Genomic DNA, 21,773 nt, shown 5'->3' with positions numbered 1-21,773 from the left:
CTGAAGCCGAACGCCTGGGAGTACCGCGAGCTGGATCCCGGCGGCCTGCATTCAGAGTAAAACCTGACGGCCAGACGCACGCTCAATGCCCCCCCCTCCCCGTAAAGCTCCGCACAATCGCGCAAGAACCTTACTAGACTGCCAACCAGGGAGTGAATCACGGGCCTGCGCTGTTCTGCATGGCTGATTCCGAAGGTCTCAACGAGACTTTTACGAAAATAACAGGAATATTACAGGGAGTACCTCATGCACTCTTTTACACGCCAGCCCTCACAGACACCAAGCCGATTGACAGTCCTGGCCATCGCCACCGCTTCGGTACTGGCAGCTGGCCAGGTCAGCGTCGCTCGGGCCAATGAGTATGGCATTGACAACAGCGGCACGCTCACGTTGCTGAACAACCCGGCGGGCAACATTATCAGTGGAAACAGTGCAGGTATCAGGAACTCGGGCAGAATCGGTACGCTGAGCAACAGCGGCACCATCTCTGGCGGCAATGCCGGTATTCGCAGCTACGACATCGATACGTTGAGCAATAGTGGCACCATCAGTGGCGGCACCTTTGGCATTCACAACATCGACACCCTCAACACACTGAACAACAGTGGCACTATCACAAGTAATGGGTTCGCCATTTATACCGGTCCACACTCGACGCTGGGCACCATAACCAACTCCGGAACCATCGCCGGCACGATCCGCAATGACTCCGCGTCGAACATGACGATCAATGGCGGTCCAGGATCGGTGTTTGGCATCCTGACCGGCGCAGGCACGGGCGGTGTGAGCGCCACCAACATCGGCCTGATCAGCAGTATCGGCTCGAATGTGGTGTTCGGGCCGGGCAACCAGTTGCTCAATGACCACATCAACGTCGACACTCAAACTGCCGCCAATGACACTACCGGCACGCTGCAGGTCAACAATACGATCAAGATCACCGGCAATTACTACCAAGGCAGCGACGCCAGCCTGATTCTCGGTGTGGCCGACAATGCCGTGACCACCGGTGATATCAGCACCGACAGCGGCTATGGGCGCCTGGTGGTGTCCGGTAAGGCGAACATCGCTGCGGGCTCCACGGTCGGTTTGCAGAAGCTTGGCAGCTATGGTTTTGCCCAAGGCCAGCGATACATCGTGATCCAGGCCAACACCGCTGGCACGACCTACAATGCCAGCAGCCTTCACTACACGGTCCCGGGTTATAACGCAGTGGGCACCAGTGTGACCGATGGCTCCCATGCCGACTTGCTGGTGACCCTGGGTGCGGCCATACCTGCGACGCCTCCGGTTGGTCCGGTCACACCTTCTTATGCGCCGATCAATCGGGCCACCAGTGCCAGCAGTGTCGCCCCGCTGGCCGGGCTGTTCAATTACGGCGGTTACGATGCCGGCCTGATGAACCTGTTCAACACTGCCGCGGCCCTCGACTCCCCGACCGCTGGCAACCACGCCGGGGCCCAATTGAGTCCGACCGCGAACCTGACGGCTGCCACTCAGGCGTCTACCGCGTCTACGGTGCAAGTGCTCAATGTCACCACGGCGCACCTCGAAGGCCTGCGCACCGCGCAGAACGACAACCTCGGCAGCGGCGTCGCCACCGGTGAAAGCGCCAGCAACACCGGGCTCTGGGGCCAGGCCTTTGGCGGCAGTTCCCGACTGGGTGAGCGCGACGATGTGGCCGGCTACCACGCCCACTACAGCGGCCTGCTGCTGGGGGCCGATGCCGCGCTCAACGACAGCTGGCGCGCCGGCGGTCTGTTCAGCTACACCAAAACCACGGTGAACAACGACGGCGACAACACCGGCAGCTCTGCCGACGTGAAGTCCTACGGCCTGTTCGGCTATGCCAGCTACCAAGGCCAGCCGTGGTACCTGGACCTGTCGGCCGGTGCCGTTCAGCACCAATACGACACCACGCGTGAAATCGACTTCACCGGCTTTAGCGGTTCGGCCAAAGGCCAGCACGACGGAATGCAGTACATTGCCTCCGCACAGGCCGGTTACCCGATCGACCTCGGCGCGGCGCTGGCCCACACCGTCCTCACGCCAATTGCCGGCTTGACCTACAGCACCTTGCGCCAGGACAGCTTCACCGAAACCGGCGGCAACGGCGCGGCACTACATGTCGATTCCACCAGCACCAGTTCGCTCAAAAGCGATCTGGGCGCCAAGCTGGAACGCTCCTTCGCCACGTCCTACGGCAGCGTAGTACCGTCGGCGCAACTGACCTGGCGTCATGAGTACCACGACACCAGCCTGCAATCGGTCGCCAACTATGCCGCCGATACCTCGGGCGCCACCAGCTTCACCAGCCCGGGGGCGAAACCGGTCAATGACACCGGGGTCCTGGCACTGGGCGTCACGCTGCTGCACAGCGAAAACCTCAGCCTGGGGGCGAAGTACACCCTGGAAGCGGCGAACGGTTACACCGCCAATACCGGTGACGTGCAGGTGCGCTGGCAGTTCTGATCCGTTAGATTCAGCTGACCTGATAACGCCCATTTTTCAGTCATGAAAAATGGGCGTTTAACCTTCAAATGATCTCGGAATCAGTTTTCCAACAGTCGCGCAAACCGCCCGACTGAAAACGCCAGAAGATCTACGTCGCTTTGCCCATAAGCGAATCGCTGCGCCAATGCCTCATCAACTCCTGCCGAGTGCTTGAAGCCATGTCCGGAGCAGGCGCTGACTACCGTTACATTCCGAAGCTCAGGATGCTCGTCGATGATAAAGCCGAAATCCGGGGTCACCGTGTAAGCGCAAACGCTGGATTTGAGTAAATCCGCTGATACGCCAGCGAACCGGCCCTTCATGTGCGCACGATAAAAAGTCTCTGCCTGCGTCAGGCTAGTGGTTCGGTCGATCGATTGCGCAGAGGTGCTGACGTCGAACTGCTCGGTGGCGACTTTCATGCTGCCCTCACCCGGTATGGGTGGGAAACCGTAGCAGGCGTCGCTCTCGTTCGGGCCGTGGGTCAGGATGAAGCACGGGGATGCCCAGTTTTGCCAGTTGATAGAGCGTCGCCGCTCCCATGGCGCCCAAGCCGATGACGACGTCGTATTGGTTTTCCATCAGCGATGGGCCTTCCAGTGTTTCATCTCTTCTTCGATGAAATGATTGACCAGGTCGGTGTAGAGCTTTTCGATCGCCTCGGGACTCAGACCTTCGGTTTCCGCCCATTCACGACGCTTGCCCAGCATCGCGCGGAAACGCTCCGGGGCCCGCACAGAGGTTTCAGAGGTTTTGAATTTCGACGCGGCCTGAACGTATTTGAAGCGCGCTCCCAGCATATTGATGACTGCCCGATCGAGGAGATCGATCTCGCGCCGGATGTCTTCCATGCCTTGACACTCGTCAGGGCGCATTTGATTAATCACTTCCATGTAGCTAACTCCGACTTATCGAGAAAAAGCGTGGGCTGATGCTGCTTGCCCGATTAAACACGCAAAATCAGGCTCCATCATTGCCGATGAACAACACCGCGTAGGCTCTCACTATTCGCCCGACCGGGCATCGCGCACGAACAGGGGCCGGCCTTTTATCAAGCCAACAACGAGTGCTGACAGGATAAGCGCGATGGAAAAACCCTCACGGACGTCAACCCTGTGTCCGAGAATCAATATGGAGCCAAGCACTCCAAACACCGGAATCAATAACGACAGCGGTGCCACTCGGGAAACCGGATATTCACGTAATAACAGGTTCCAGCCCCAATAGCACAAGTGCGTGGCGGCATAGACCTGGAACAGGAGCGAGAACACTGCCACTCGATCAAGGTGCGTTACCAGGGTCATGAACGGCGCTGCCCCGTGAGCTAACCAGGTGAGCAGCAACAGCGGGATCGGCGGGAACAGGCTGGCCCATACCACAAAGGCAAACATTTCCCGCACCCTGGACTGCTTGATAATGACGTTACCGATGCTCCAGCTGAATGCGCTCACCATCAACAGAACAAAGCCCGCAGTTGTGGCCTCGCCCGGGCTGCCTTGAACGATACTGAAAAACCCCAGTGCCGCCAGCACCATGCCCACGACCTGTCCCACACTCAGGCCCTCACGAAACAGCAATACCCCCCAGCCCAGGGTGAAGAAAACGCTGAACTGGATCAACAATGCCGCGGTTCCGGGAGGCACGCCCAACTCGATCCCCAAATTGATCAGGGCCCACATCGCAACACCGAAAATCAGGCCGTAAGCCACCAACCAATGAATGGCGACCTGCGGGCGCCTGACAAAGAATACCCAGGGCAACGCCGCCAGCGTAAAGCGAAGTGCTGTCAGCAGCAGCGGATCGATGTTGGTCAGACCAAGCTTGGTGATGGGGAAATTCACCCCCCAGACAGCCGTCACCAACACGGCCAGGATCAGGTGTTTCTTCTGCATGATGTATCGTTCCAGGGGCAGTGCCGGCGAGCAGATGCTCCGGCGAAGGCGCCACTATGACCAGGCCTGGGATTGGCCTGCTTGCAATACCAGGTCATAAATAATTAAATTCGGGCCATGAGCCAAATCCATCATGTAGATCCCTGCGAGAACACCCCACGTGACGCTGTGGTCACTGCATATGACTACCCCGACAGGCTGCGCTTCGCTCTGCACACGCACCCACGCGGGCAGTTCGCCTATGCAGCCAAAGGCGTCATCAGTGTCTTCACCAGCGAAGGCAACTGGGTCGTACCGCCGCATAGGGCCATATGGGTACCGGCAGGCGTACCTCACGAAATGCTGATGAGCGGACCTGTGACCATGCTCAACACTTACATTCACAGTCACGCGGTAACGCGACTCGGCCTGCCTGCGAACTGCCAGGTGCTCGGTGTGTCGGATCTGCTTCGCCACCTCCTGACACGAGCTCTGGACGTCCCTGCGCTATATGCCGAAGAGAACCGGGACGGCCATTTGATGGCGCTGTTGTTGCACGAAATCGCGGCAATGCCGGTACTCTCACTTAATGCACCGCTACCCGCTGACCCCCGACTGGCGAAAGCTTGCGGTGATCTGCTGAACCAGCCCTCGCTGGAAATGAGCATCGACGACATGGCCAATCAGGTCGCAATGAGTCGTCGTTCTTTCACCCGGCTATTTCGCCAGCAAACCGGCATCAGCTTTGTTGAGTGGCGTCAACAGGCCTGCTTGCTGGCGGCCGTGGTTCGCTTGGGTAACGGAGAACCTGTTACTCGAGTGGCGATGGATCTGGGCTACAGCAGTCCCAGCGCGTTCACTAACGTATTTCGCAGGGTGCTGGGTGAGACACCCAGTCGATACTTTTCCAAAACCCTGCTCTGAAACGATAGGAGCAGCATCGAAGACGCTCGCCTGAGCAGCCAGCAAAATCGTCCAACGCGTTGCGTCTACCGCTGTCGGCCGATACATTCCCCCGCACGCGAGCGCATCTATTGGCTGCGCTCGATACCTCATCTACCCACGGACGGAGTGCCCCGCGTGTTCTCAGCCTTCAACTTGAGCCACTACCGCCTATCTGCCCTTTCGCTGATAGCCGCCGCTTTAACCCTCGCGGCCTGCAATACCCCGCCGTCTGCACCCTCCGTCAGCGCTCTACCGGTCGCCCCGGAAATCGCCTCGGGTTACCGCACCGACATGCGCACCCAATACGCCGCGCGCCACATGGCGGCGGCAGCCAACCCGCTGGCAGCAGAGGCCGGGCGTGAGATGTTGCGTCAGGGGGGCTCGGCGATCGATGCCGCGATCGCGATGCAAGCGGTACTGACGTTGGTGGAGCCGCAATCCTCAGGCATCGGCGGCGGTGCGCTGATCATGCTCTGGGACGGCAAAGCAGTGCGCGCCTATGACGGACGCGAAACCGCACCGGCAGGTGCTACCGAAAAGCTCTTCCTGCAACCTGACGGCAAGCCGATGCCGTTCAGTCAGGCACAGATTGGCGGTCGTTCGGTGGGCACACCAGGTGCATTGCGTGCGCTTGAACTGGCCCATAAGACACAAGGTCGTCTGCCTTGGGCGCAATTGTTCGAACCGGCCATTCGCCTGGCAGAGCAAGGTTTCCCGATCTCGCCGCGGCTTCACGCGATGATTGCGTCTGACCCATTCCTGCCGCGCTCGCCGGACATGGCCGAGTATTTCCTGAATGCCGACGGCAGCCCGAAAGCCATCGGTACCTTGCTGAAAAACCCAAACCTGGCCGGCGTTCTGAAACGGATTGCCAAAGAAGGTCCGGATGCCCTTTATCGAGGCTCGATCGCCCACGAGATCGTCACCAAGGTTCAGGGCAACGCCAACCCCGGCAGCCTGTCGATGACCGATCTGCAAGGCTATACCGCCAAAGAGCGCACGCCGCTGTGCACCGACTACAAACGCTGGCAAGTCTGCGGCATGCCGCCGCCGTCCTCGGGCGGGATAGCCGTCGCGCAAATCCTCGGCACCTTGCAGGCGCTGGAAGTACGGGATAGCCGCTTTGCCCTGCCGCCGCTCAAGCCGGTCAAAACCAACGCCCCGGCCGGAACAGAACCTGCACTTGAAGCCGTGCACCTGATTGCCGAAGCCGAGCGTCTGGCCTATGCCGACCGCGGGCTCTATGTGGCTGATTCAGACTTCGTCCCCGTCCCGATCGCAGGCCTGGTCGCCCCCAGCTATCTGGCAGGTCGAGCAGCCTTGATCAGTGAGCACAGCATGGGTACGGCCAAGCCCGGCCACCCGGCCGGCATCCAGGTGGCGTACGCTCCAGACCGTTCGCCGATGCGGATATCCACCTCGCAGGTAGTGGCGGTAGACGACCAGGGCGGTGCCGTGTCGATGACCACCACGGTGGAAGCGGCCTTTGGCTCTCACCTCATGGTTCAGGGCTTCATGCTCAATAACCAGATGACCGACTTCTCCTTCGTCCCTGAGGAAAACAGCCAACCCGTCGCCAATCGCGTCGAACCCGGTAAACGTCCGCGCTCCTCCATGGCTCCGACACTGATCTTCGACCGCCAGAGCGGTGAACTGGTAGCCACAGTCGGCTCTCCCGGCGGCTCGCAAATCATCGAATACGTGGCCAAGTCAGTGGTGGCCATGCTCGACTGGAACATGGACCCGCAAGCCGCCATCAGCCTGCCTAACTTTGGCAGCCGCAACGGCCCGACCGAATTGGAGCAAGGGCAATTCACACCCGCACTGGTGCAAGCCCTCAAAGATAAAGGGCATACCGTGAACGAGATCGATATGACCAGCGGCACCCAAGCCATCGTCCGTGTCCGCGATGTTCAAGGCAAAGCTTCATGGGCTGGCGGCGCCGATCCGCGGCGTGAGGGTGAAGCGCTGGGGGATTGATCGAGGTTAGGCTGCTGACATCCAAAAAGAGCAGAAGAGATCAGCGAACTGCGTACTTACAGCTCAATGCCTGAATTTGCCGATTATCGACGAAGCACTCATCGCGATGAGGCAAAGTCGTTTCAGTACTCATGGATTGAACGGAGGTAAGCATGGACATCGCATTCGAAGCCACCACGCAGGACGACGCCGAAGTCCTTGTCCTGATGCGGATTGCGTCGATGCAAGAAAGTCTTGAGCGCATTGGTCGCTTTGATCCGCAAAGGGCGCGCGTCAGATTTCTCGCCACGTTTGAACCAGCATTGTGCAGCTTCATCGTCAGTGATGGTCAACGGGCAGGCTTTCTTCAGATCAGGCGAAAAGCTGATCACTTGTTCCTGGAGCATCTGTACGTCATGCCAGAACATCAAGGCAAAGGCCTTGGCTCGGCAGCCTTGTGTTCCGTTCTCGACAATGCCGCCCAGGAAGGACTCCCGATCCGTCTGGGCGCATTGCGCGGCAGTGACTCGAATCGCTTTTATCAACGTCATGGATTTGTGCGAGTCGACGAAAGCGAGTGGGATATCAATTACATTCGCGAAGCTGTTCGGTGGCCCAAACCATGAAAGCATCCATCCTCACCGAGGGTGCCGTGAACGATGGGGAAGATCACGTCGACATGCCCCAGCAGCTACTGGCAGTGGCCTGTACGGTTAGTTCGTTAGTTCAAATTCGGATGCCAGAAGTCCCTGGCCAAGGCGCTGTGACGAGTCATAGCCCGCTATGGCGAGGAACAGCAACGCAGGATAGGGGCTTGTGGCGCCGAAGTTGACTAACAGAACTAACCACACAGGCCACTAGACTTGCCTGGCACCACGGCGAGCTCGCGGTTCGACTGGTTGAGGGCGATCAGCGCCGGGTTTTCCTGGTTGATCAGGTAGTTCGAGGTGTCATTCAGGTGCCAGCTTCCTTGCTTGTCGATGCCGATCAGCATCGGCTCGAAGCGCGAGCGGTCCAGCGCGTCGACGATGTTCTTCACCGACTGCAGCGAAACTTCATGTTCTGCCGAGCGGCCACCAAAAATAACCCGACCCGCAACTTGCTCATTATCCAGCCTCATTTTGAAAATACGGTTTCTTGACCCGGCAATCGCATCCAGCAAAAGACTCAGGCCTGTGCCAAGCGCATATGAATCAGCGCCACCCGCGCGCCTTTTTTGTCTTTGCGCTCTTCGATGGCGTAAGGCGTAAACCCGAGTTTGGGATAGAACAGCAGTCCTGCAAGGTTCTGGTGGAAGCAAGACAGCGTCACCTCCTTGGCGCGGTGCTTGGTCAGCGCAATCTCGATCATGTGCTTGATGAGGTGCCCGCCAATCCCGCCCGCACGCATTTCGGGATCGACGATGACATTGCCGATGGTGCAGGCTCCCCCGGTTTCCCAACGGTAGAAGTTGGCGAAACCGACCACTTGCCCGTCCTGCTCAATCACCGTCGAATCTGATCGCTGGGCAATCGAGTTGCGCAGTTGCTCATGGGTCAACGGCCAGGTGGCCGCGGGAAAGAAGAAAAACAACTCCTCCTCGTTCCGGGTAAAGCTGCAAATCCGTGGGACGTCCTGTTCCTCTACCGGTCGGTAGCCAAATTTCATTTTTTAGTCTCCTGACATTTTGCGTGTGTCGTCGCGGTTATTCGCTGCGATCCTGCTCTTCAGCGATTGAGCTGCAAACGCACTCAACCCGACTGCTGACAAAGAGCCTGGCCACGCTTCAATACCCGCAACGACAACGGACCGGCGTGCCTCAGATGTAGTAGCTTCATCGAACAAACCATCCTTGTGTTGTTGTGGTGAAGTCATGGCGCCATGGGTAACCGCGCTCGTTTGGGTAGTTCTACTCGAATTCAGACGTATGGACCAACAGCCGTTTTAGAAGGCTCTGCACCTTAAAACAACCTCTTCCCCGCGATTGTCGGCTCCGGCCTCTAACGAGGAAGTTGGCAGCTATGCTGAAATTACGGGTCATCTCCGGTTTCTGCGGGGGCCTGACTACGTTCTCGGCACAAACCCCAGGCTTGATCCAGGAAGGGAGACTCAGCAGGCAACGGGCGCCATGTTGCTCCACGTCGCAGGCTCGCTGGCGATGATCGCTGGGGGCCTTCTTTCGTTCCAACTGTTAAGCGCACACTAAGGGAGATTGATCATGAGCGGTTTCCTGGTGATTTTCTTTACTCAGCAGAGTCGTCGCTACCACGGCAAAATGCTGGGTGACTGGATCGTCGATTTAGCGAAAGAAATGGGGCTGCGCGGAGCCACACTGGCAACCGCCATCGAGGGTTTTGGGCATACGGGCCGCCTGCATTCCGCGCATTTTTTTGAGCTGGCCGACCAGCCCACCGAGATTCGGCTGGCGATTACCGAAGATGAGTGCGTGCGCTTGTTTGAGCGTCTGGAGACCGAGGACTTTTCCTTGTTCTACACCAAGACCCCGATTGAGTTTGGAACGGTCGGTAAAAAAGCCGAAAAGTCCCCTCACCCTTCCGAATGACCGCAATGAGCGAAAGGCGCCTCGAAAAACGCCTTCGCGCCCGATGAAGACAGCCGGTTCGCAGTGCGTTACCGTATTTTCGTTGCGCACACAGAGCAAGGACCGCCACCCATGGGCAAACACAACAGCCACACCGATTGGCTCCACCGCGCGCCCCGCACCAGTGGCCTGGAGCGCATCGAAGCGTACTTCTCGGGTTACGGGTATGACCTGCACCGTCATGACACCTATGCGATAGGCCGCACGCTTGCTGGCGTGCAAAGCTTTCAGTATCGCGGCGCGTGGCGTCATAGTCTGCCGGGCGGGACCATGGTGCTGCACCCGGATGAAGTCCACGACGGCGAGGCGGGCACCGAGGATGGTTTCAAGTACCGGATGATGTACATCGAGCCGGCGCTGATCCAGCAGGTGCTCGGTGGCAAGCCTTTGCCCTTTATCAAGACTGGCCTGTCTGACGACCCACGGCTGTACGCGGCAACCAATGTGTTGCTGCAGAGCCTGGACTGCCCCCTTGATCCACTGGAAGAACAGGACGCGCTGTTCGACCTGGCGAATGCCTTGAGTGCCGTGTCAGGCGTGACAGCGCCCCGTCAAAGCTTCGACTACCTGGCGGCAGAACGGGCTCGGGAATTCATGCACAGCGCACTGGATCGCACCGTGACACTGGAGGAACTGGCCGAGCACAGCGGCCGGGATCGCTGGGGCCTGTCGCGGGATTTTCGCCTGCTGTTCGGCACCAGCCCTTACCGCTACCTGACCATGCGCCGCCTGGATCTGGTCCGCTCATTGCTGATGCAGGGCCAGCCACTGGTCAGCGCGGCACTGATCGCCGGTTTCACCGATCAAAGCCACATGACCCGACAGTTCAGCAAAACCTACGGCCTGTCGCCAGCGCGCTGGTTGAAAATGCACGGACGCTGATGGCTGCACAATCGTACAAGAAACACGCTGCCGCCTTGGCTATCGTGGGTTCACGATCAGTCAGCGGACAAACCTCATGAACCATTATCGAAGTCTGAACTTTGCGCAAAAACTCAACCTGTTCAGCGAGCAATGGACGCCCAAGGTCATCGCCGAAATGAACGACTACCAATTCAAGGTGGTGAAGCTGCAAGGGGACTTCATCTGGCATGACCACGCCGATACTGACGAGACCTTCATCGTGCTCGAAGGTCAGCTGCGCATCGACTTTCGCGACGGCCAGGTGTCTGTCTCCCAGGGTGAGATGTTTGTCGTGCCCAAAGGTGTCGAGCACAAACCCTTTGCCGAGCACGAGGTCAAGCTGCTGCTGATCGAGCCCAAGGGAGTGCTGAACACCGGGCACGAAGGTGGCGAGCGGACAGCAGTGAATGATGTGTGGATCTGAAACCACTGGATGTGACCGGGGCTGTTTTAATCAGCCCCTCTCCAACCATCAGCCGTGTTCCCCTATCGTCACCAATCCAGCCTGCAATCGGCTGCGCAGTCGCGACGCTAACGCCGCGCCCACCAAGGCAATCACCGCACTGGCACCTATCGCCAGCTCGATCCCTCTCGCCAGCGTTGCATTGCCCTCGCCGCTCAACCCGGTGTTGGCCAAAGAAACCAACAGCGCCAATCCCATAGCGCCACCGATCTGCTGACTGGTAGAGGCCATACCTGCCGCAACACCTTGTTCACCCGGCGCGATACCTTGCCCCGCAGACACCCACATGGCGGTCCAGGTCATGCCCTGGCCAATGCTGAGGATGATGATCCCGGGCAGTAACCGCCAATAGCCCGCGCCGTCAGGCAGCGCGAAATACACCTGCGCAATTCCGACAGCGCCAGCCAGCAAGCCGCTGACCAGAGTAGTGCGCAGCCCCAGTTTCAACAGCGAACGTTCGGCCAACCATATGCCCAGGGTGCAGAGCAGGGTCGGCAGCAGGAACGCCAACCCGGACTGCAACACGCTGTAGCCGTAAACCTGTTGGTAGTACAGCGTCAAGAAGTAGTACTGCACGCCGAAGCTGCTCATGAATATGGCCGTGAGCAGCATCGCCATGCGCAACTCGCTATAGCTGAACAGGCGCAGCGGCATCAATGGGTCGTGGCCTTTGTGCTCGATCCAGACGAACAGCCCCAGCAACGCGACCGCCAACGCCATACAACCGAGGGTAGCGGGGGCCGTCCAGCCCCACTCCGGGCCCTGAACGATGGCGAACACCAACAGCGTACCGCCGACAGTAACGGTCAATGCACCACTTAGGTCGAAGTGGCGCCCGCGTTGCCGTTCTCCATCGGCCGGTATCCAGCGCCGTGCCGCCAAGGCACAGGCTCCAGCCAACGGGACATTGACCAGAAACACCGCTTCCCAGCCCCACCACTGAGTCAACACGCCACCCAACAACGCGCCCAAGGCCAGACCTGCCGCCGAAGCGCCGCTCCATATCGCGAAGGCACGGTTACGCGCCGGCCCTTCTGCATAGTGGGTGTTGATCAACGCCAACGTCGCCGGGAACAACATCGCCCCGCCCACGCCCTGTACCGCTCGTGCCAATACCAACAGCAATGCGCTGCCACCCAACCCGCCGGCCAGCGACGCCAACGCATACAGCACTTGTCCCACCACGTAGAAGCGGCGCTTGCCCAACAGATCAGCCGCGCGCCCGCCCAACAGCAGGAAACCACCGAAGGCCACGCTGTAAGCGCTGACCACCCACTGCAATTGCTGCGCGGAAAAACCCAGATGGCTGCCGATCTCAGGCAACGCAACAAACACTATGGTCGCGTCCAGGGCGATGATCAGCTGCGCAGCGGCCAGCAGCAAAAGCATCCAGCCTGAGGGCTTGGGTAAACAGTTGGAGGGCATCTTTGCGCGTCCTTTCCAGAAATGAAGAGGCGCCAGTGTCTTTGATGCCGATTAAATGATAAATACCAATCCAGCTCTTTCAGTGATGACTTTAATCATGGATCTAAACGCCGTCCGCTTGCTGGTCCGGGTCGCAGAGACTCGCAGTTTTACCCGCGCCGCCGGTGATCTGGGGCTCACGCAATCAGGTCTGTCCCGAGCCATCTCGCGGCTGGAAAGCGAGCTGGGTGTGCGCTTGCTGCAACGCAATACCCGCAGCGTCAGCCTCACGCCAGACGGCCAGGTGCTCTATGAACGCAGCGCACCACTGCTCGCCGAACTTGCTGAAGCCGAGAAGCTGCTGCTGGACCGTCGTTGCTCGCCGTCCGGGTTGCTGAAGATCAGCACTCCCTCGTTGTTCGGGCGCAAAGTGGTGATGCCGGTCATCGGCGAATTGACTCAGCGTTACCCCGACCTGTGCATCGAGGCGGTGATGTCCGACCGCTTGGTGGACATCGTCGATGAGGGCTTCGATGCGGTACTGCGCACCGGAGAAATCCAGGACCAGCGCTTGATCGCCCGCCCAATGCAACCGTTACGCTGGGTCACAGTGGCATCACCGGATTACCTCGCACGCCATGGCACGCCGCAAACGGTCGACGATCTACAACAGCACAACTGCCTGAGCGTGCGCAATCTGCGCAGTGGCCGTTTGGTGGACTGGCAGTTCATGCTGGACCGCAAAGTGCGCGACATAAGCGTCAGTAGCCGGCTGATCTTCGATATCGGCGACGCCTTGGTGGATGCTGTGCTCGGCGGCTACGGTATTGCCCAACTGATGACGTTCGCCGTCAAGGACGCGATAGGTGATGGCCGCCTGGTGCCGCTGCTGGAGGACTATGCCGGCCGCAGCCGTGCACTTTCTCTGGTCTACCCGCCGTCACGGCAATACTCGCCGAAGCTGATGGCATTTGCCGATGCATTGGGGCAAGCCCGTTGGTGAGCCAAGCCTGAAATGATCTCGCCTTGAGCTTGTGTCAAGATGAAATGCCGTGGTCTTTTCAAATGCCCCAGGACCTCCCGACCAACGAATAAGGACATTCATTGAACGACTTCCCCAGGCTCGAAACTGATCGCCTGTTTATGCGTGAAATCGTCATGAGCGACGCGCCGATGCTGCTTGATATGCACGGTGATGCTGAAGCCATGAAGTAGTTCGGAGTCGACCCCGCCTGGATCAGAACCACTGTGTTCAATCCTGCAACGTCTTCCCATCCACAGGGTCGCCAATCTTCAGAAAATGCCCGCCTGCGACATGGTGCAGGGTGCGTAGCGCATCCTGCCCTTCGAAGTGCCAGCGGCCGTCGCTGAAGACTCGCTCGTCTGCCTGGGCGGATATCACCTCGGCCAGGAACAGATCGTACTGTTGATGGTTGTGGGGCTCCGGCAACAGCCGGCATTCCAGCCAGGCGACGCAACCTTCCAGCATCGGCGCTTCGACGATATCGCTGGCAAAAGTTTGCAGGCCATAGGTCTGGAATTTATCGCGACCTTCGCCCTGAGACAGTTCGAGCCCGGAGGTCGAACCTACGGTCTGCACGATATCGGCCTGAGCGGCGCAAGGAACGTTGAGTACGAAGGTGCCCGAGGCTTCGAGCAGTTGTCGGGTCCAGGTGGATTTATCGAGGACCACGGCAACTTTCGGCGGTTCGAAATCCAGCGGCATGGCCCAAGCGGCGGCCATGATATTGCGCTGCCCGGCGTGGGCAGCGCTGACCAGTACGGTCGGTCCGTGGTTGAGCAGACGGTAGGCTTTGGACAGGGGAACCGGACGACGGTGGGAAACGCTCATGGCTGTCTGCTCCTGAGAAAAGAGCCGATTGTAACGGTATACGGCAGGCGTGGATTACGGGCTTGAATCCGATTGCCGATCGTGAGATGAAAGCCCCCTCGCACAATGGATTGAGGCGCTGACGTCATGCCAATACTGAATATCGCAGCCCCCCACGAAAACGACGCAGATGAATTGCTCGGGTTCGAACTCGGCAACCGGGCGTTTTTCGAGAGCTGGATCAATGCCCGACCTGCGGACTATTACTCTCGGGAAGGCGTGGCGAGAGCAATCGAAACAGCAGCTCAGGACGCCGCTCAAGACCTCGCGTACCAATTTCTTGTTCGCGAGAATGACATTCTCGTGGGACGACTCAATCTGACCCAAATCAAGCGGCCGCATTTTCAGTCAGCGGCGCTGGGATACCGGATTGGCTCCAAATACACCGGACGCGGTCTCGCTAAAGAAGCGGTTCGTCGGGGATTGGAAATCGCCTTTGATGAGCTGTCGCTGATGCGGGTCGAGGCAACGGCCCGACCGCAAAACGCTGGATCGATCCGAGTCCTTGAGGTCAGTGGCTTCAAGCAGTTTGGCCACTCGCGCAAGAGTTTTCTGCTGCACGGCGAATGGTTTGACCTGCTGCACTATGAAATTCACCGGAAAGACTAAGCGCTTCCCGGAAAGCAAAAATCCGGGTTTCGTCTGGCACATGGCATGAGATTGCCGGTCGTTACGCGGTCCGTAGCAGCTGGCGGAGCCTGCTGCTACAGGGATAGCCCACTCTTCACAGTTCCGCGTAAAGCATTTACGCGGACAGTTGATTCGCAAACTGCCCCACCGCACTGACCACTTTCTGCGCACCGTCCTGAATCTCGACAATCACCGTGCCCGCTTCGGCGGCCAGCGCCAGGCCTTGTTCGGCCTGGAGTTTGCCATCGCTCATCAAGGCCACGGCGTCACGAGCCATGTCCTGGTTCTGGCGCACCACCCCGACGATTTCGTCGGTGGCTTTGCTGGTACGCGAGGCCAGCTGTCGAACCTCGTCCGCGACCACTGCGAAACCTCGACCTTGCTCGCCGGCACGGGCAGCCTCGATCGCGGCGTTGAGCGCCAGCAAGTTGGTCTGCTCGGCGATGCCGCTGATGGTTTTGACGATGGTGCCAATCACCAGTGATTGCTCATTCAGCGCTTCGATACCTTCGCCGGCCTGTTGCATATGCCTGGCCAGATCGCGCATCACATTCACTGCCTGAGTGACCACCGTGGTGCCGCGCTGGGCGCTGCTGTCGGTCTGCAACGAAGTGCTGTAGGCGATATTCGCGGCTTCGGCGACGGCTTGTTCCTGATTTACCTGATCAGTTATCACCGTGGCAAATTTGACGACTTTGTAGAGTTTGTCGTTAGCATCGGTCACCGGGTTATAGGAGGCCTCCAGCCAGACCACTCGACCATGGCTGTCAATGCGTTTGAAGCGGTCGGCAACAAACTCGCCAGCATTCAAGCGTTTCCAGAACCCCTGATATGCCTCGCTGTTGTATTCCTCCGGCGCGCAGAACGTACGGTGATGTTTACCTTGGATCTGCGCCAGGCTGTAACCCATGCCGTTGAGAAACCGGTCGTTGGCCGTCAGCACGTTACCGCTCATATCGAACTCAATCACCGCCGTTGAACGCACCAACGCACCGATCAGGTTTTCGTGCTCACGGGAAGCTTCAATGGTGCGGGTCAGGTCGCTGGCGTAAATCGAAAAATTCTTTATCCGCCCGTCCGAGCCTCTGACAGGCTGCACGATCGAGCGCAGCCAGGCTTCCTCGCCGTTGCCTCTGAGCAAGCGAACCGCCCCGGAAAAGTGCTCACCGCGGGTCAGCGCGGCCTTGAAACGATGGTGAAATTCATCCGTTTTCACATGGGCCGGGACGATGTCTTCGATGTGCCGCCCGAGCAAATCACTGCTCTTATAGAGCATCTCGGCAATGAAGTTCTGATTGGCTGATTGAACCCGTCCATCGGGGTCAAGGTTGATGACGAGCATCTCGCTCTCCAGGCTTTCTTTCACTTGTACAAGGCTGGAGAGTTCTTCGCGAAGAGCCGACAGCTCCTGCTTCAAGCGTTTGTTAAACATGGGAAAATTTACCGATGGGCAGGGTTAAGAGCGGCATTCAGCCAAGCCATCGGCCACGCAAAGCTTTTCTGAAGAGCGGCTCGAGGTTGCCCTGCAAAAATAGTGGCAGTTTGCCGCGTCGGCTGCAAAGTCCGTGTGGAAGCGGGCTTGCCCGTGAATGACGTTTCTAAATGCCAGAAACCACCGCGCCACAATTAACCCGCTGCACACGCGAACCGAAATACGCCGCGCTAGCCATTCCGAGCGCGCCCATCACTGCGCAATAAATCACGCACACCCATGGGCTCCAGGGCATCAAACCGATCAACAACAGCGGAGTGATACTTGCCCACAGCGCATAGGCGATGTTGTAGGTGAAGGAGATCCCGGAGACGCGGATCCGCGCCGGAAACAGGCTGACCATCACCGACGGCACCGCGCCGACCACCCCGCAACTCAGGCCGGCGATAGCGTAGGCGACGCCGATCCAGCTGCCACCGGCGATCAGACAGGTATAAAGCACGCCAATGCCCAGCGGCAGCAGCAGGCTGTAGAGCATCACCGTGCGCCAGGCACCGATGCGGTCGACGATCAGCCCGGCCAGTACACAGCCGATGTTCAGGAAAACGATTCCCAGGCTGCTCAGGGCAAAGGTATGGCTGGCAGTCATGCCGAAGGTTTTTTGCATCATGGTCGGGGTAATCACCACAAACACCACCACCGCCGAGGTCAAGACGCAGGTCAGGATCATCGCCGGCAGCATGGCCTGACGATGGTTACGCAGCACGGTACGCAGCGGCAGTTCGGCGGCGGCTTCGCGGCGGGCCTGCATAGCCATGAACACGGGTGTCTCGCTCAACCAGCGACGCAACCAAACGCCCACCACGCCAAACACCCCGCCCAGTAGAAATGGATAGCGCCAGGCGTAATCGAGGATTTCTGTCGGGGAGTAGACCTGCGCCAGAAACGTCGCGGTCAGCGCTCCGATGAGATAACCGAAAGTCAGCCCGGCCTGCAGAAAACCCAAGGCATAGCCGCGATGGCCGACCGGTGCATGCTCGGCGACAAACACCCAGGCGCTCGGCACCTCACCGCCCACCGCCGCGCCTTGCAGCACCCTCAGCGCCAGCAACAGCAACGGTGCGAAATAGCCGATCTGGGCGTAGGTCGGCATGATCCCGATCAGCAGACACGGCAGTGCCATCAGTAAAATGCTCAGGCTGAAAACCCGCTTGCGCCCCAACTGATCGGCGAAATGCGCCATCAGAATCCCACCCAGTGGCCTCGCCAGATATCCGGTGACGAAGATCCCGAAGCTTTGCAGCAAGCGCAGCCATTCTGGCATTTGCGGTGGGAAAAACAGCTGGCTGAGGGTCAGCGCGAAAAATACGAAAATGATGAAATCGTAAATTTCCAGCGCGCCACCGAGGGCCGCCAGCCCTAGGGTTTTGTAGTCAGACCGGGAGAACGGCGCCGGTCGTAAATCGGTAATGGCAGTCATAAAACAAACCCTGAATAGGCAAAACCACGGCGCCAATGGTCTACGCAAAAGCCCTCAGGAACAACCCGACCAGGTCACTGGGTTGGTTTTTAGCGATTTTCTGTACATTGAATTCAACCGGGCGAAACCAATAATCGGGCACTTTCCAACCCGCAGCACAATCAGGAAAGTCGCCATAGGCAGGCTCGCATGAATGTCAAAGCCGGGATCCCCCCACATAAAGCACGTCAATCAGACAAAGGTCGTTGCAAAAAACCCAAATAGCTTCGGCAACAAAAGTTGGATTGATCTACTGTTCGCTCACGACCAAAAGAGCCACTGCTGCTCTGCGGACACCACAATAAACATAAAAATCCTTGAGGTATTTTCATGGCCGCTGATATCGAAGATAGCCGCTATGCCCGCTTTGCCCTGCATTGCTCAAGCTTTGCCGAGCGCTGGTTTCCTGACTCATGGGTGTTTGCTGCGCTGGCAGTCATCATTGTCTCTGTGGCGACCATGTCCATCGGCGCCAAACCGACCGAGGCCGCCATGGCCTTCGGCGACGGATTCTGGAGCCTGATTCCGTTCACTATGCAAATGGCCTTTGTGGTCATCGGCGGCTACGTGGTTGCCAGTTCACCGCCAGCGGTGAAGCTGATCGATCGTCTGGCGAACATCCCGAAGAACGGCCGTTCCGCCGTGGCCTGGGTGGCGCTGATTTCCATGGTCGCATCGCTGTTGAATTGGGGCCTGTCGCTGGTGTTTGGCGGATTGCTGGTTCGCGCACTGGCCCGTCGCACCGATTTACACATGGACTACCGCGCCGCGGGTGCCGCAGCCTATCTGGGGCTGGGCGCAGTCTGGGCACTGGGGCTTTCTTCATCCGCCGCGCAGTTGCAAGCCAACCCCGCCAGCCTGCCGCCGTCGATTCTGTCGATCACAGGTGTGATTCCGTTCACCCAAACCATTTTTCTCTGGCAGTCCGGCGTGTTGCTGCTGGCGTTGATCGTGGTCTCGCTGACCATCGCCTACGCCACCGCGCCCGGCCCGGCTACCGCCCGGGATGCCAAGGCTTGCGGTGTCGACCCGGGTTTCAGCATCCCTGAACCGCAACCACGCACACGCCCTGGCGAATGGCTGGAATACAGTCCGGTGCTGACGATTTTGCTGGTGCTGTTGGCGCTAGGCTGGCTGTTCCATGAGTTTTCGACCAAACCTGCAATCAGTGCGATCTCCGGTCTGAACACCTACAACTTCCTGTTTCTGATGCTCGGCGCACTCCTGCACTGGCGTCCGCGCAGCTTCCTCGATGCAGTGGCCCGTGCGGTACCCACCACCACCGGCGTGCTGATCCAGTTTCCGCTTTACGGCTCCATCGCCGCGCTGATGACCGTGGTCAAAGGCTCTGACGGCCAAGCCCTGGCGCACCATATCTCGACCTTCTTCGTACAGATAGCCTCCCACGATACCTACGCCCTGCTGATGGGCGTGTATTCGGCGGTGCTGGGCTTCTTCATCCCCTCAGGCGGCGGTAAATGGATCATCGAAGCGCCTTATGTCATGCAAGTCGCCAACGACCTGAAGTACCACCTGGGCTGGGCCGTGCAGATCTATAACGCTGCCGAAGCGTTGCCAAACCTGATCAACCCGTTCTACATGCTGCCACTGCTGGGCGTGCTCGGGATGAAGGCACGAGACTTGATCGGCTTTTCGTTTGTGCAGTTGCTGGTACACGCACCTCTGGTGCTGTTTCTGCTGTGGGCACTTGGGACGACGCTGACGCATGTGCCACCGGTGATGCCGTAGGTCAATCGAGACCGCTTCGCGACCTTTCGCGGGCTTGCCCGCGAAGGCGTATCTGCAATCAACCTGAAAGCTAATGAAACATCTGCGAAACCAAAAGTTCCGCTGTTTCATCCAGACTGCCCCCTGACCTAGAGCCCCCGTGTAGCCTTTCGGTCATGTTTCATTGCTACCTTTCGACCGAAAAACTTTGTAACTATTTAACGAACCAGCGAGCAAAACCGAATGACTGACGAAAAAGAAGGCAACGGCGCGCAATCTCTTGAAGTGGACAACCCCACCGACACCAGCCGCCGTCGCTTCCTTGGCGGCGTTGCGGTTTTAGGTGTCGGCGCGACGCTGAGCGCCTGCGGCAGCAATGGCGATGAGGGAGGTAAACCTGCCGAGCGTCCGCTGTCGCCTGCCGAGTTGGACAAGGCACTGCACGATCAGGTGAAAACCGTGGTAGTGATCTATGCCGAGAACCGCAGTTTCAACAATTTGTTCGGCGACTTTCCCGGTGTGGAAAAGCCACTGTCATCACTCAAACCTGCCGATTATCAGCAACACGACCGTGACGGCAGTCTGCTGGAAACTTTGCCACCGGCCTGGGGCGGAGTGCTGCAAATCGGCCCGCAAACCCTCGATGGTGTGACTTACCCAAACGAAACCCAATTTCAGGAACACCTGCCCAATGCCCCGTTCGCCCTCAAAGGCCCGAACGGTGAGGATTTGCCATTCGGACTGGTCACCCGCGACCTGTGGCATGTGTTCTATCAAAATCAGATGCAGATCAACGGTGGCAAGAACGACCGTTTCGTCGCCTGGGCTGACTCCGGTGGCTTGACCATGGGGCATTACGCCCAAAGCCGGTATTCATTGCGTTTGTGGGATGTGGCCAAAGAGTTTGTGCTCTGCGACAACTTTTTCCAGGGCGCTTTCGGCGGTTCATTTCTCAACCATCAGTATCTGATCAGCGCCACCGTGCCGTTTTATCCGGACGCCGCCAACTCGGTGGCCAAAGCGCAGATCGCCTCATTGCAGAGCGATGACCCGCTGGACACTCGCCTCAAGCCATTGGAGAAATCACCGGCCAGCGCCATGACCGGCCCGCCGCAGTTCGGCCCCAGCGCTCTGACGCCCGACGGCTACGCGGTCAATACCCTGGCTCCGCCGTATTGGCCGACATGGATCCGCGATCCCGAACGCCCTGAATACTCCAAACCCGACTTGCCCAATGTCTTGGTCCCGCAGACTCACGAGCACATCGGCGACAAACTCTCAAAGAACAACATCGACTGGGCCTGGTACGCCGGTGCCTGGCAAGCGACTCTGGATGCGTACAAGGACTCGGGCGGTATTCCGAAGATTCCGAACTTTCAGTACCACCATCAGCCGTTCAACTATTTCAAACGACAGGGTCCGGAGAATCCCGGAGAGCGCAGCAAGCGCTTGCGGGACGCTGGCCTGGGCGATGAATCAGGCACCAACAAATTCTTCGCCGATGCCGAGGCAGGAAAACTGCCGGCCGTGAGTTTCTATAAACCTCAGGGCAATCTGAACATGCACGCCGGTTACGCCGATGTCGCATCCGGCGACCGGCACATTGTCCGCGCCCTGAAGGTGCTGCGCGAAAGTCCGCAATGGAAAAACATGGTGGTCGTGGTCACAGTCGACGAAAACGGCGGTTGGTGGGATCACGTTGCGCCTCCACAAGGTGATCGTTGGGGCCCTGGAACGCGGGTGCCAGCGCTGGTGGTCTCGCCGTTCGCCCGCAAAGGCACGGTGGATCATACGGTCTATGACACCGCTTCGATTCTGCGGTTGATTACTCGGGTATTTCAGCTGGAGAAACTCGACGGGCTCAAGCAGCGAGATGAGGCGATGGTAGCCCGCGGGCAGAAGCCAATGGGCGATTTGAGCAATGCGTTGCACTTTGCGGTTTGATTGAAACCTG

General features: G+C 58.8%; 18 protein-coding genes and 5 pseudogenes. 12 read left to right on the top strand and 11 right to left on the bottom strand.

From position 1 onward, the window contains the following. The first annotated feature begins 246 nt into the window (after positions 1 to 246). Positions 247 to 2,472: an autotransporter family protein gene (locus AC07UI_RS06830; RefSeq protein ID WP_494991768.1), complete on the top strand. Its 2,226-nt coding sequence runs from the start codon at positions 247 to 249 to the stop codon at positions 2,470 to 2,472. An 80-nt stretch (positions 2,473 to 2,552) separates the two neighbouring features. Here the strand turns inward: AC07UI_RS06830 and AC07UI_RS06825 are convergent. From AC07UI_RS06825 to AC07UI_RS06810, 4 genes and pseudogenes are all read right to left on the bottom strand, one after another. Continuing rightward, a pseudogene (locus AC07UI_RS06825) lies at positions 2,553 to 2,996 on the bottom strand (FAD-dependent oxidoreductase); the annotation flags it as partial. Continuing rightward, positions 2,923 to 3,075: a hypothetical protein gene (locus tag AC07UI_RS06820; protein WP_494991767.1), complete on the bottom strand. Its 153-nt coding sequence runs from the start codon at positions 3,073 to 3,075 to the stop codon at positions 2,923 to 2,925. The gene AC07UI_RS06820 and the pseudogene AC07UI_RS06825, both read right to left, overlap by 74 nt. After that, a complete protein-coding gene (locus tag AC07UI_RS06815) occupies positions 3,075 to 3,386 on the bottom strand; it encodes an isochorismate lyase (protein WP_494991766.1) in 312 nt (103 codons plus the stop codon). The genes AC07UI_RS06820 and AC07UI_RS06815 overlap by 1 nt, the downstream gene beginning before the upstream one ends. Positions 3,387 to 3,497: 111 nt before the next feature. Next, complete coding sequence (locus AC07UI_RS06810) at positions 3,498 to 4,385, bottom strand: EamA family transporter (protein ID WP_494991765.1); 888 nt, start codon at positions 4,383 to 4,385, stop codon at positions 3,498 to 3,500. Between the two features lie 117 nt (positions 4,386 to 4,502). On the opposite strand from AC07UI_RS06810, the gene AC07UI_RS06805 reads away from it, so the two are divergent. From AC07UI_RS06805 to AC07UI_RS06795, 3 genes are all read left to right on the top strand, one after another. After that, a complete protein-coding gene (locus tag AC07UI_RS06805; protein WP_494991764.1) occupies positions 4,503 to 5,288 on the top strand; it encodes an AraC family transcriptional regulator in 786 nt (261 codons plus the stop codon). 156 nt (positions 5,289 to 5,444) lie between these two features. Continuing rightward, complete coding sequence (gene ggt, locus AC07UI_RS06800) at positions 5,445 to 7,289, top strand: gamma-glutamyltransferase (protein ID WP_494991763.1); 1,845 nt, start codon at positions 5,445 to 5,447, stop codon at positions 7,287 to 7,289. Between the two features lie 152 nt (positions 7,290 to 7,441). Beyond that, on the top strand, positions 7,442 to 7,894 hold the full coding sequence (locus AC07UI_RS06795) for a GNAT family N-acetyltransferase (RefSeq protein WP_494991762.1): 453 nt from the start codon (positions 7,442 to 7,444) through the stop codon (positions 7,892 to 7,894). A 233-nt stretch (positions 7,895 to 8,127) separates the two neighbouring features. On the opposite strand, the pseudogene AC07UI_RS06790 reads toward AC07UI_RS06795, so the two are convergent. Beyond that, positions 8,128 to 8,375 (bottom strand): annotated as a pseudogene (locus AC07UI_RS06790) (D-alanine--D-alanine ligase A); the annotation flags it as partial. A gap of 60 nt (positions 8,376 to 8,435) precedes the next feature. Then, positions 8,436 to 8,915: a GNAT family N-acetyltransferase gene (locus AC07UI_RS06785; RefSeq protein WP_494991761.1), complete on the bottom strand. Its 480-nt coding sequence runs from the start codon at positions 8,913 to 8,915 to the stop codon at positions 8,436 to 8,438. Between the two features lie 359 nt (positions 8,916 to 9,274). Here AC07UI_RS06785 and AC07UI_RS06780 point away from each other — a divergent pair. The 4 genes and pseudogenes from AC07UI_RS06780 to AC07UI_RS06765 all read left to right on the top strand — a co-directional run. Beyond that, a pseudogene (locus AC07UI_RS06780) lies at positions 9,275 to 9,453 on the top strand (CrcB family protein); the annotation flags it as partial. A gap of 12 nt (positions 9,454 to 9,465) precedes the next feature. After that, on the top strand, positions 9,466 to 9,810 hold the full coding sequence (locus AC07UI_RS06775; RefSeq protein ID WP_494991760.1) for a DUF190 domain-containing protein: 345 nt from the start codon (positions 9,466 to 9,468) through the stop codon (positions 9,808 to 9,810). A gap of 111 nt (positions 9,811 to 9,921) precedes the next feature. Further along, the gene (locus AC07UI_RS06770) at positions 9,922 to 10,731 is read left to right on the top strand and encodes an AraC family transcriptional regulator (RefSeq protein WP_494991759.1); all 810 of its coding nucleotides are present in this window, start codon (positions 9,922 to 9,924) and stop codon (positions 10,729 to 10,731) included. A 76-nt stretch (positions 10,732 to 10,807) separates the two neighbouring features. After that, a complete protein-coding gene (locus AC07UI_RS06765) occupies positions 10,808 to 11,176 on the top strand; it encodes a cupin domain-containing protein (RefSeq protein WP_494991758.1) in 369 nt (122 codons plus the stop codon). A 48-nt stretch (positions 11,177 to 11,224) separates the two neighbouring features. On the opposite strand, the gene AC07UI_RS06760 is transcribed toward AC07UI_RS06765, so the two are convergent. Then, on the bottom strand, positions 11,225 to 12,604 hold the full coding sequence (locus tag AC07UI_RS06760; RefSeq protein WP_494992134.1) for an MFS transporter: 1,380 nt from the start codon (positions 12,602 to 12,604) through the stop codon (positions 11,225 to 11,227). Between the two features lie 133 nt (positions 12,605 to 12,737). Here AC07UI_RS06760 and AC07UI_RS06755 point away from each other — a divergent pair, with 133 nt between their 5' ends. Next, positions 12,738 to 13,622, top strand: a complete 885-nt coding sequence (locus AC07UI_RS06755; protein WP_494991757.1) for a LysR family transcriptional regulator — start codon at positions 12,738 to 12,740, stop codon at positions 13,620 to 13,622. 249 nt (positions 13,623 to 13,871) lie between these two features. On the opposite strand, the gene AC07UI_RS06750 is transcribed toward AC07UI_RS06755, so the two are convergent. Next, positions 13,872 to 14,471, bottom strand: a complete 600-nt coding sequence (locus AC07UI_RS06750; RefSeq protein WP_494991756.1) for a flavin reductase family protein — start codon at positions 14,469 to 14,471, stop codon at positions 13,872 to 13,874. A gap of 126 nt (positions 14,472 to 14,597) precedes the next feature. On the opposite strand from AC07UI_RS06750, the gene AC07UI_RS06745 reads away from it, so the two are divergent. Then, on the top strand, positions 14,598 to 15,119 hold the full coding sequence (locus tag AC07UI_RS06745) for a GNAT family N-acetyltransferase (protein ID WP_494991755.1): 522 nt from the start codon (positions 14,598 to 14,600) through the stop codon (positions 15,117 to 15,119). A gap of 136 nt (positions 15,120 to 15,255) precedes the next feature. On the opposite strand, the pseudogene AC07UI_RS06740 reads toward AC07UI_RS06745, so the two are convergent. The 3 genes and pseudogenes from AC07UI_RS06740 to AC07UI_RS06730 all read right to left on the bottom strand — a co-directional run. After that, positions 15,256 to 15,687: pseudogene (locus tag AC07UI_RS06740) on the bottom strand (methyl-accepting chemotaxis protein); the annotation flags it as partial. 156 nt (positions 15,688 to 15,843) lie between these two features. Continuing rightward, positions 15,844 to 16,482: pseudogene (locus tag AC07UI_RS06735) on the bottom strand (PAS domain-containing protein); the annotation flags it as partial. A 256-nt stretch (positions 16,483 to 16,738) separates the two neighbouring features. Then, a complete protein-coding gene (locus tag AC07UI_RS06730) occupies positions 16,739 to 18,052 on the bottom strand; it encodes an MFS transporter (RefSeq protein ID WP_494991754.1) in 1,314 nt (437 codons plus the stop codon). 369 nt (positions 18,053 to 18,421) lie between these two features. Here AC07UI_RS06730 and AC07UI_RS06725 point away from each other — a divergent pair, with 369 nt between their 5' ends. After that, positions 18,422 to 19,840, top strand: coding sequence for a short-chain fatty acid transporter (locus tag AC07UI_RS06725; RefSeq protein ID WP_494991753.1), 1,419 nt, complete (start codon positions 18,422 to 18,424; stop codon positions 19,838 to 19,840). Between the two features lie 222 nt (positions 19,841 to 20,062). After that, complete coding sequence (locus AC07UI_RS06720) at positions 20,063 to 21,763, top strand: acid phosphatase (RefSeq protein ID WP_494991752.1); 1,701 nt, start codon at positions 20,063 to 20,065, stop codon at positions 21,761 to 21,763. Positions 21,764 to 21,773 lie beyond the last annotated feature (10 nt).

It is taken from the genome of Pseudomonas sp. GW821-FHT04C07 (assembly GCF_059420325.1).
The sequence above is the reverse complement of the archived record's forward strand: the minus strand, read 5'-3'. Positions and strand labels throughout refer to the sequence as shown.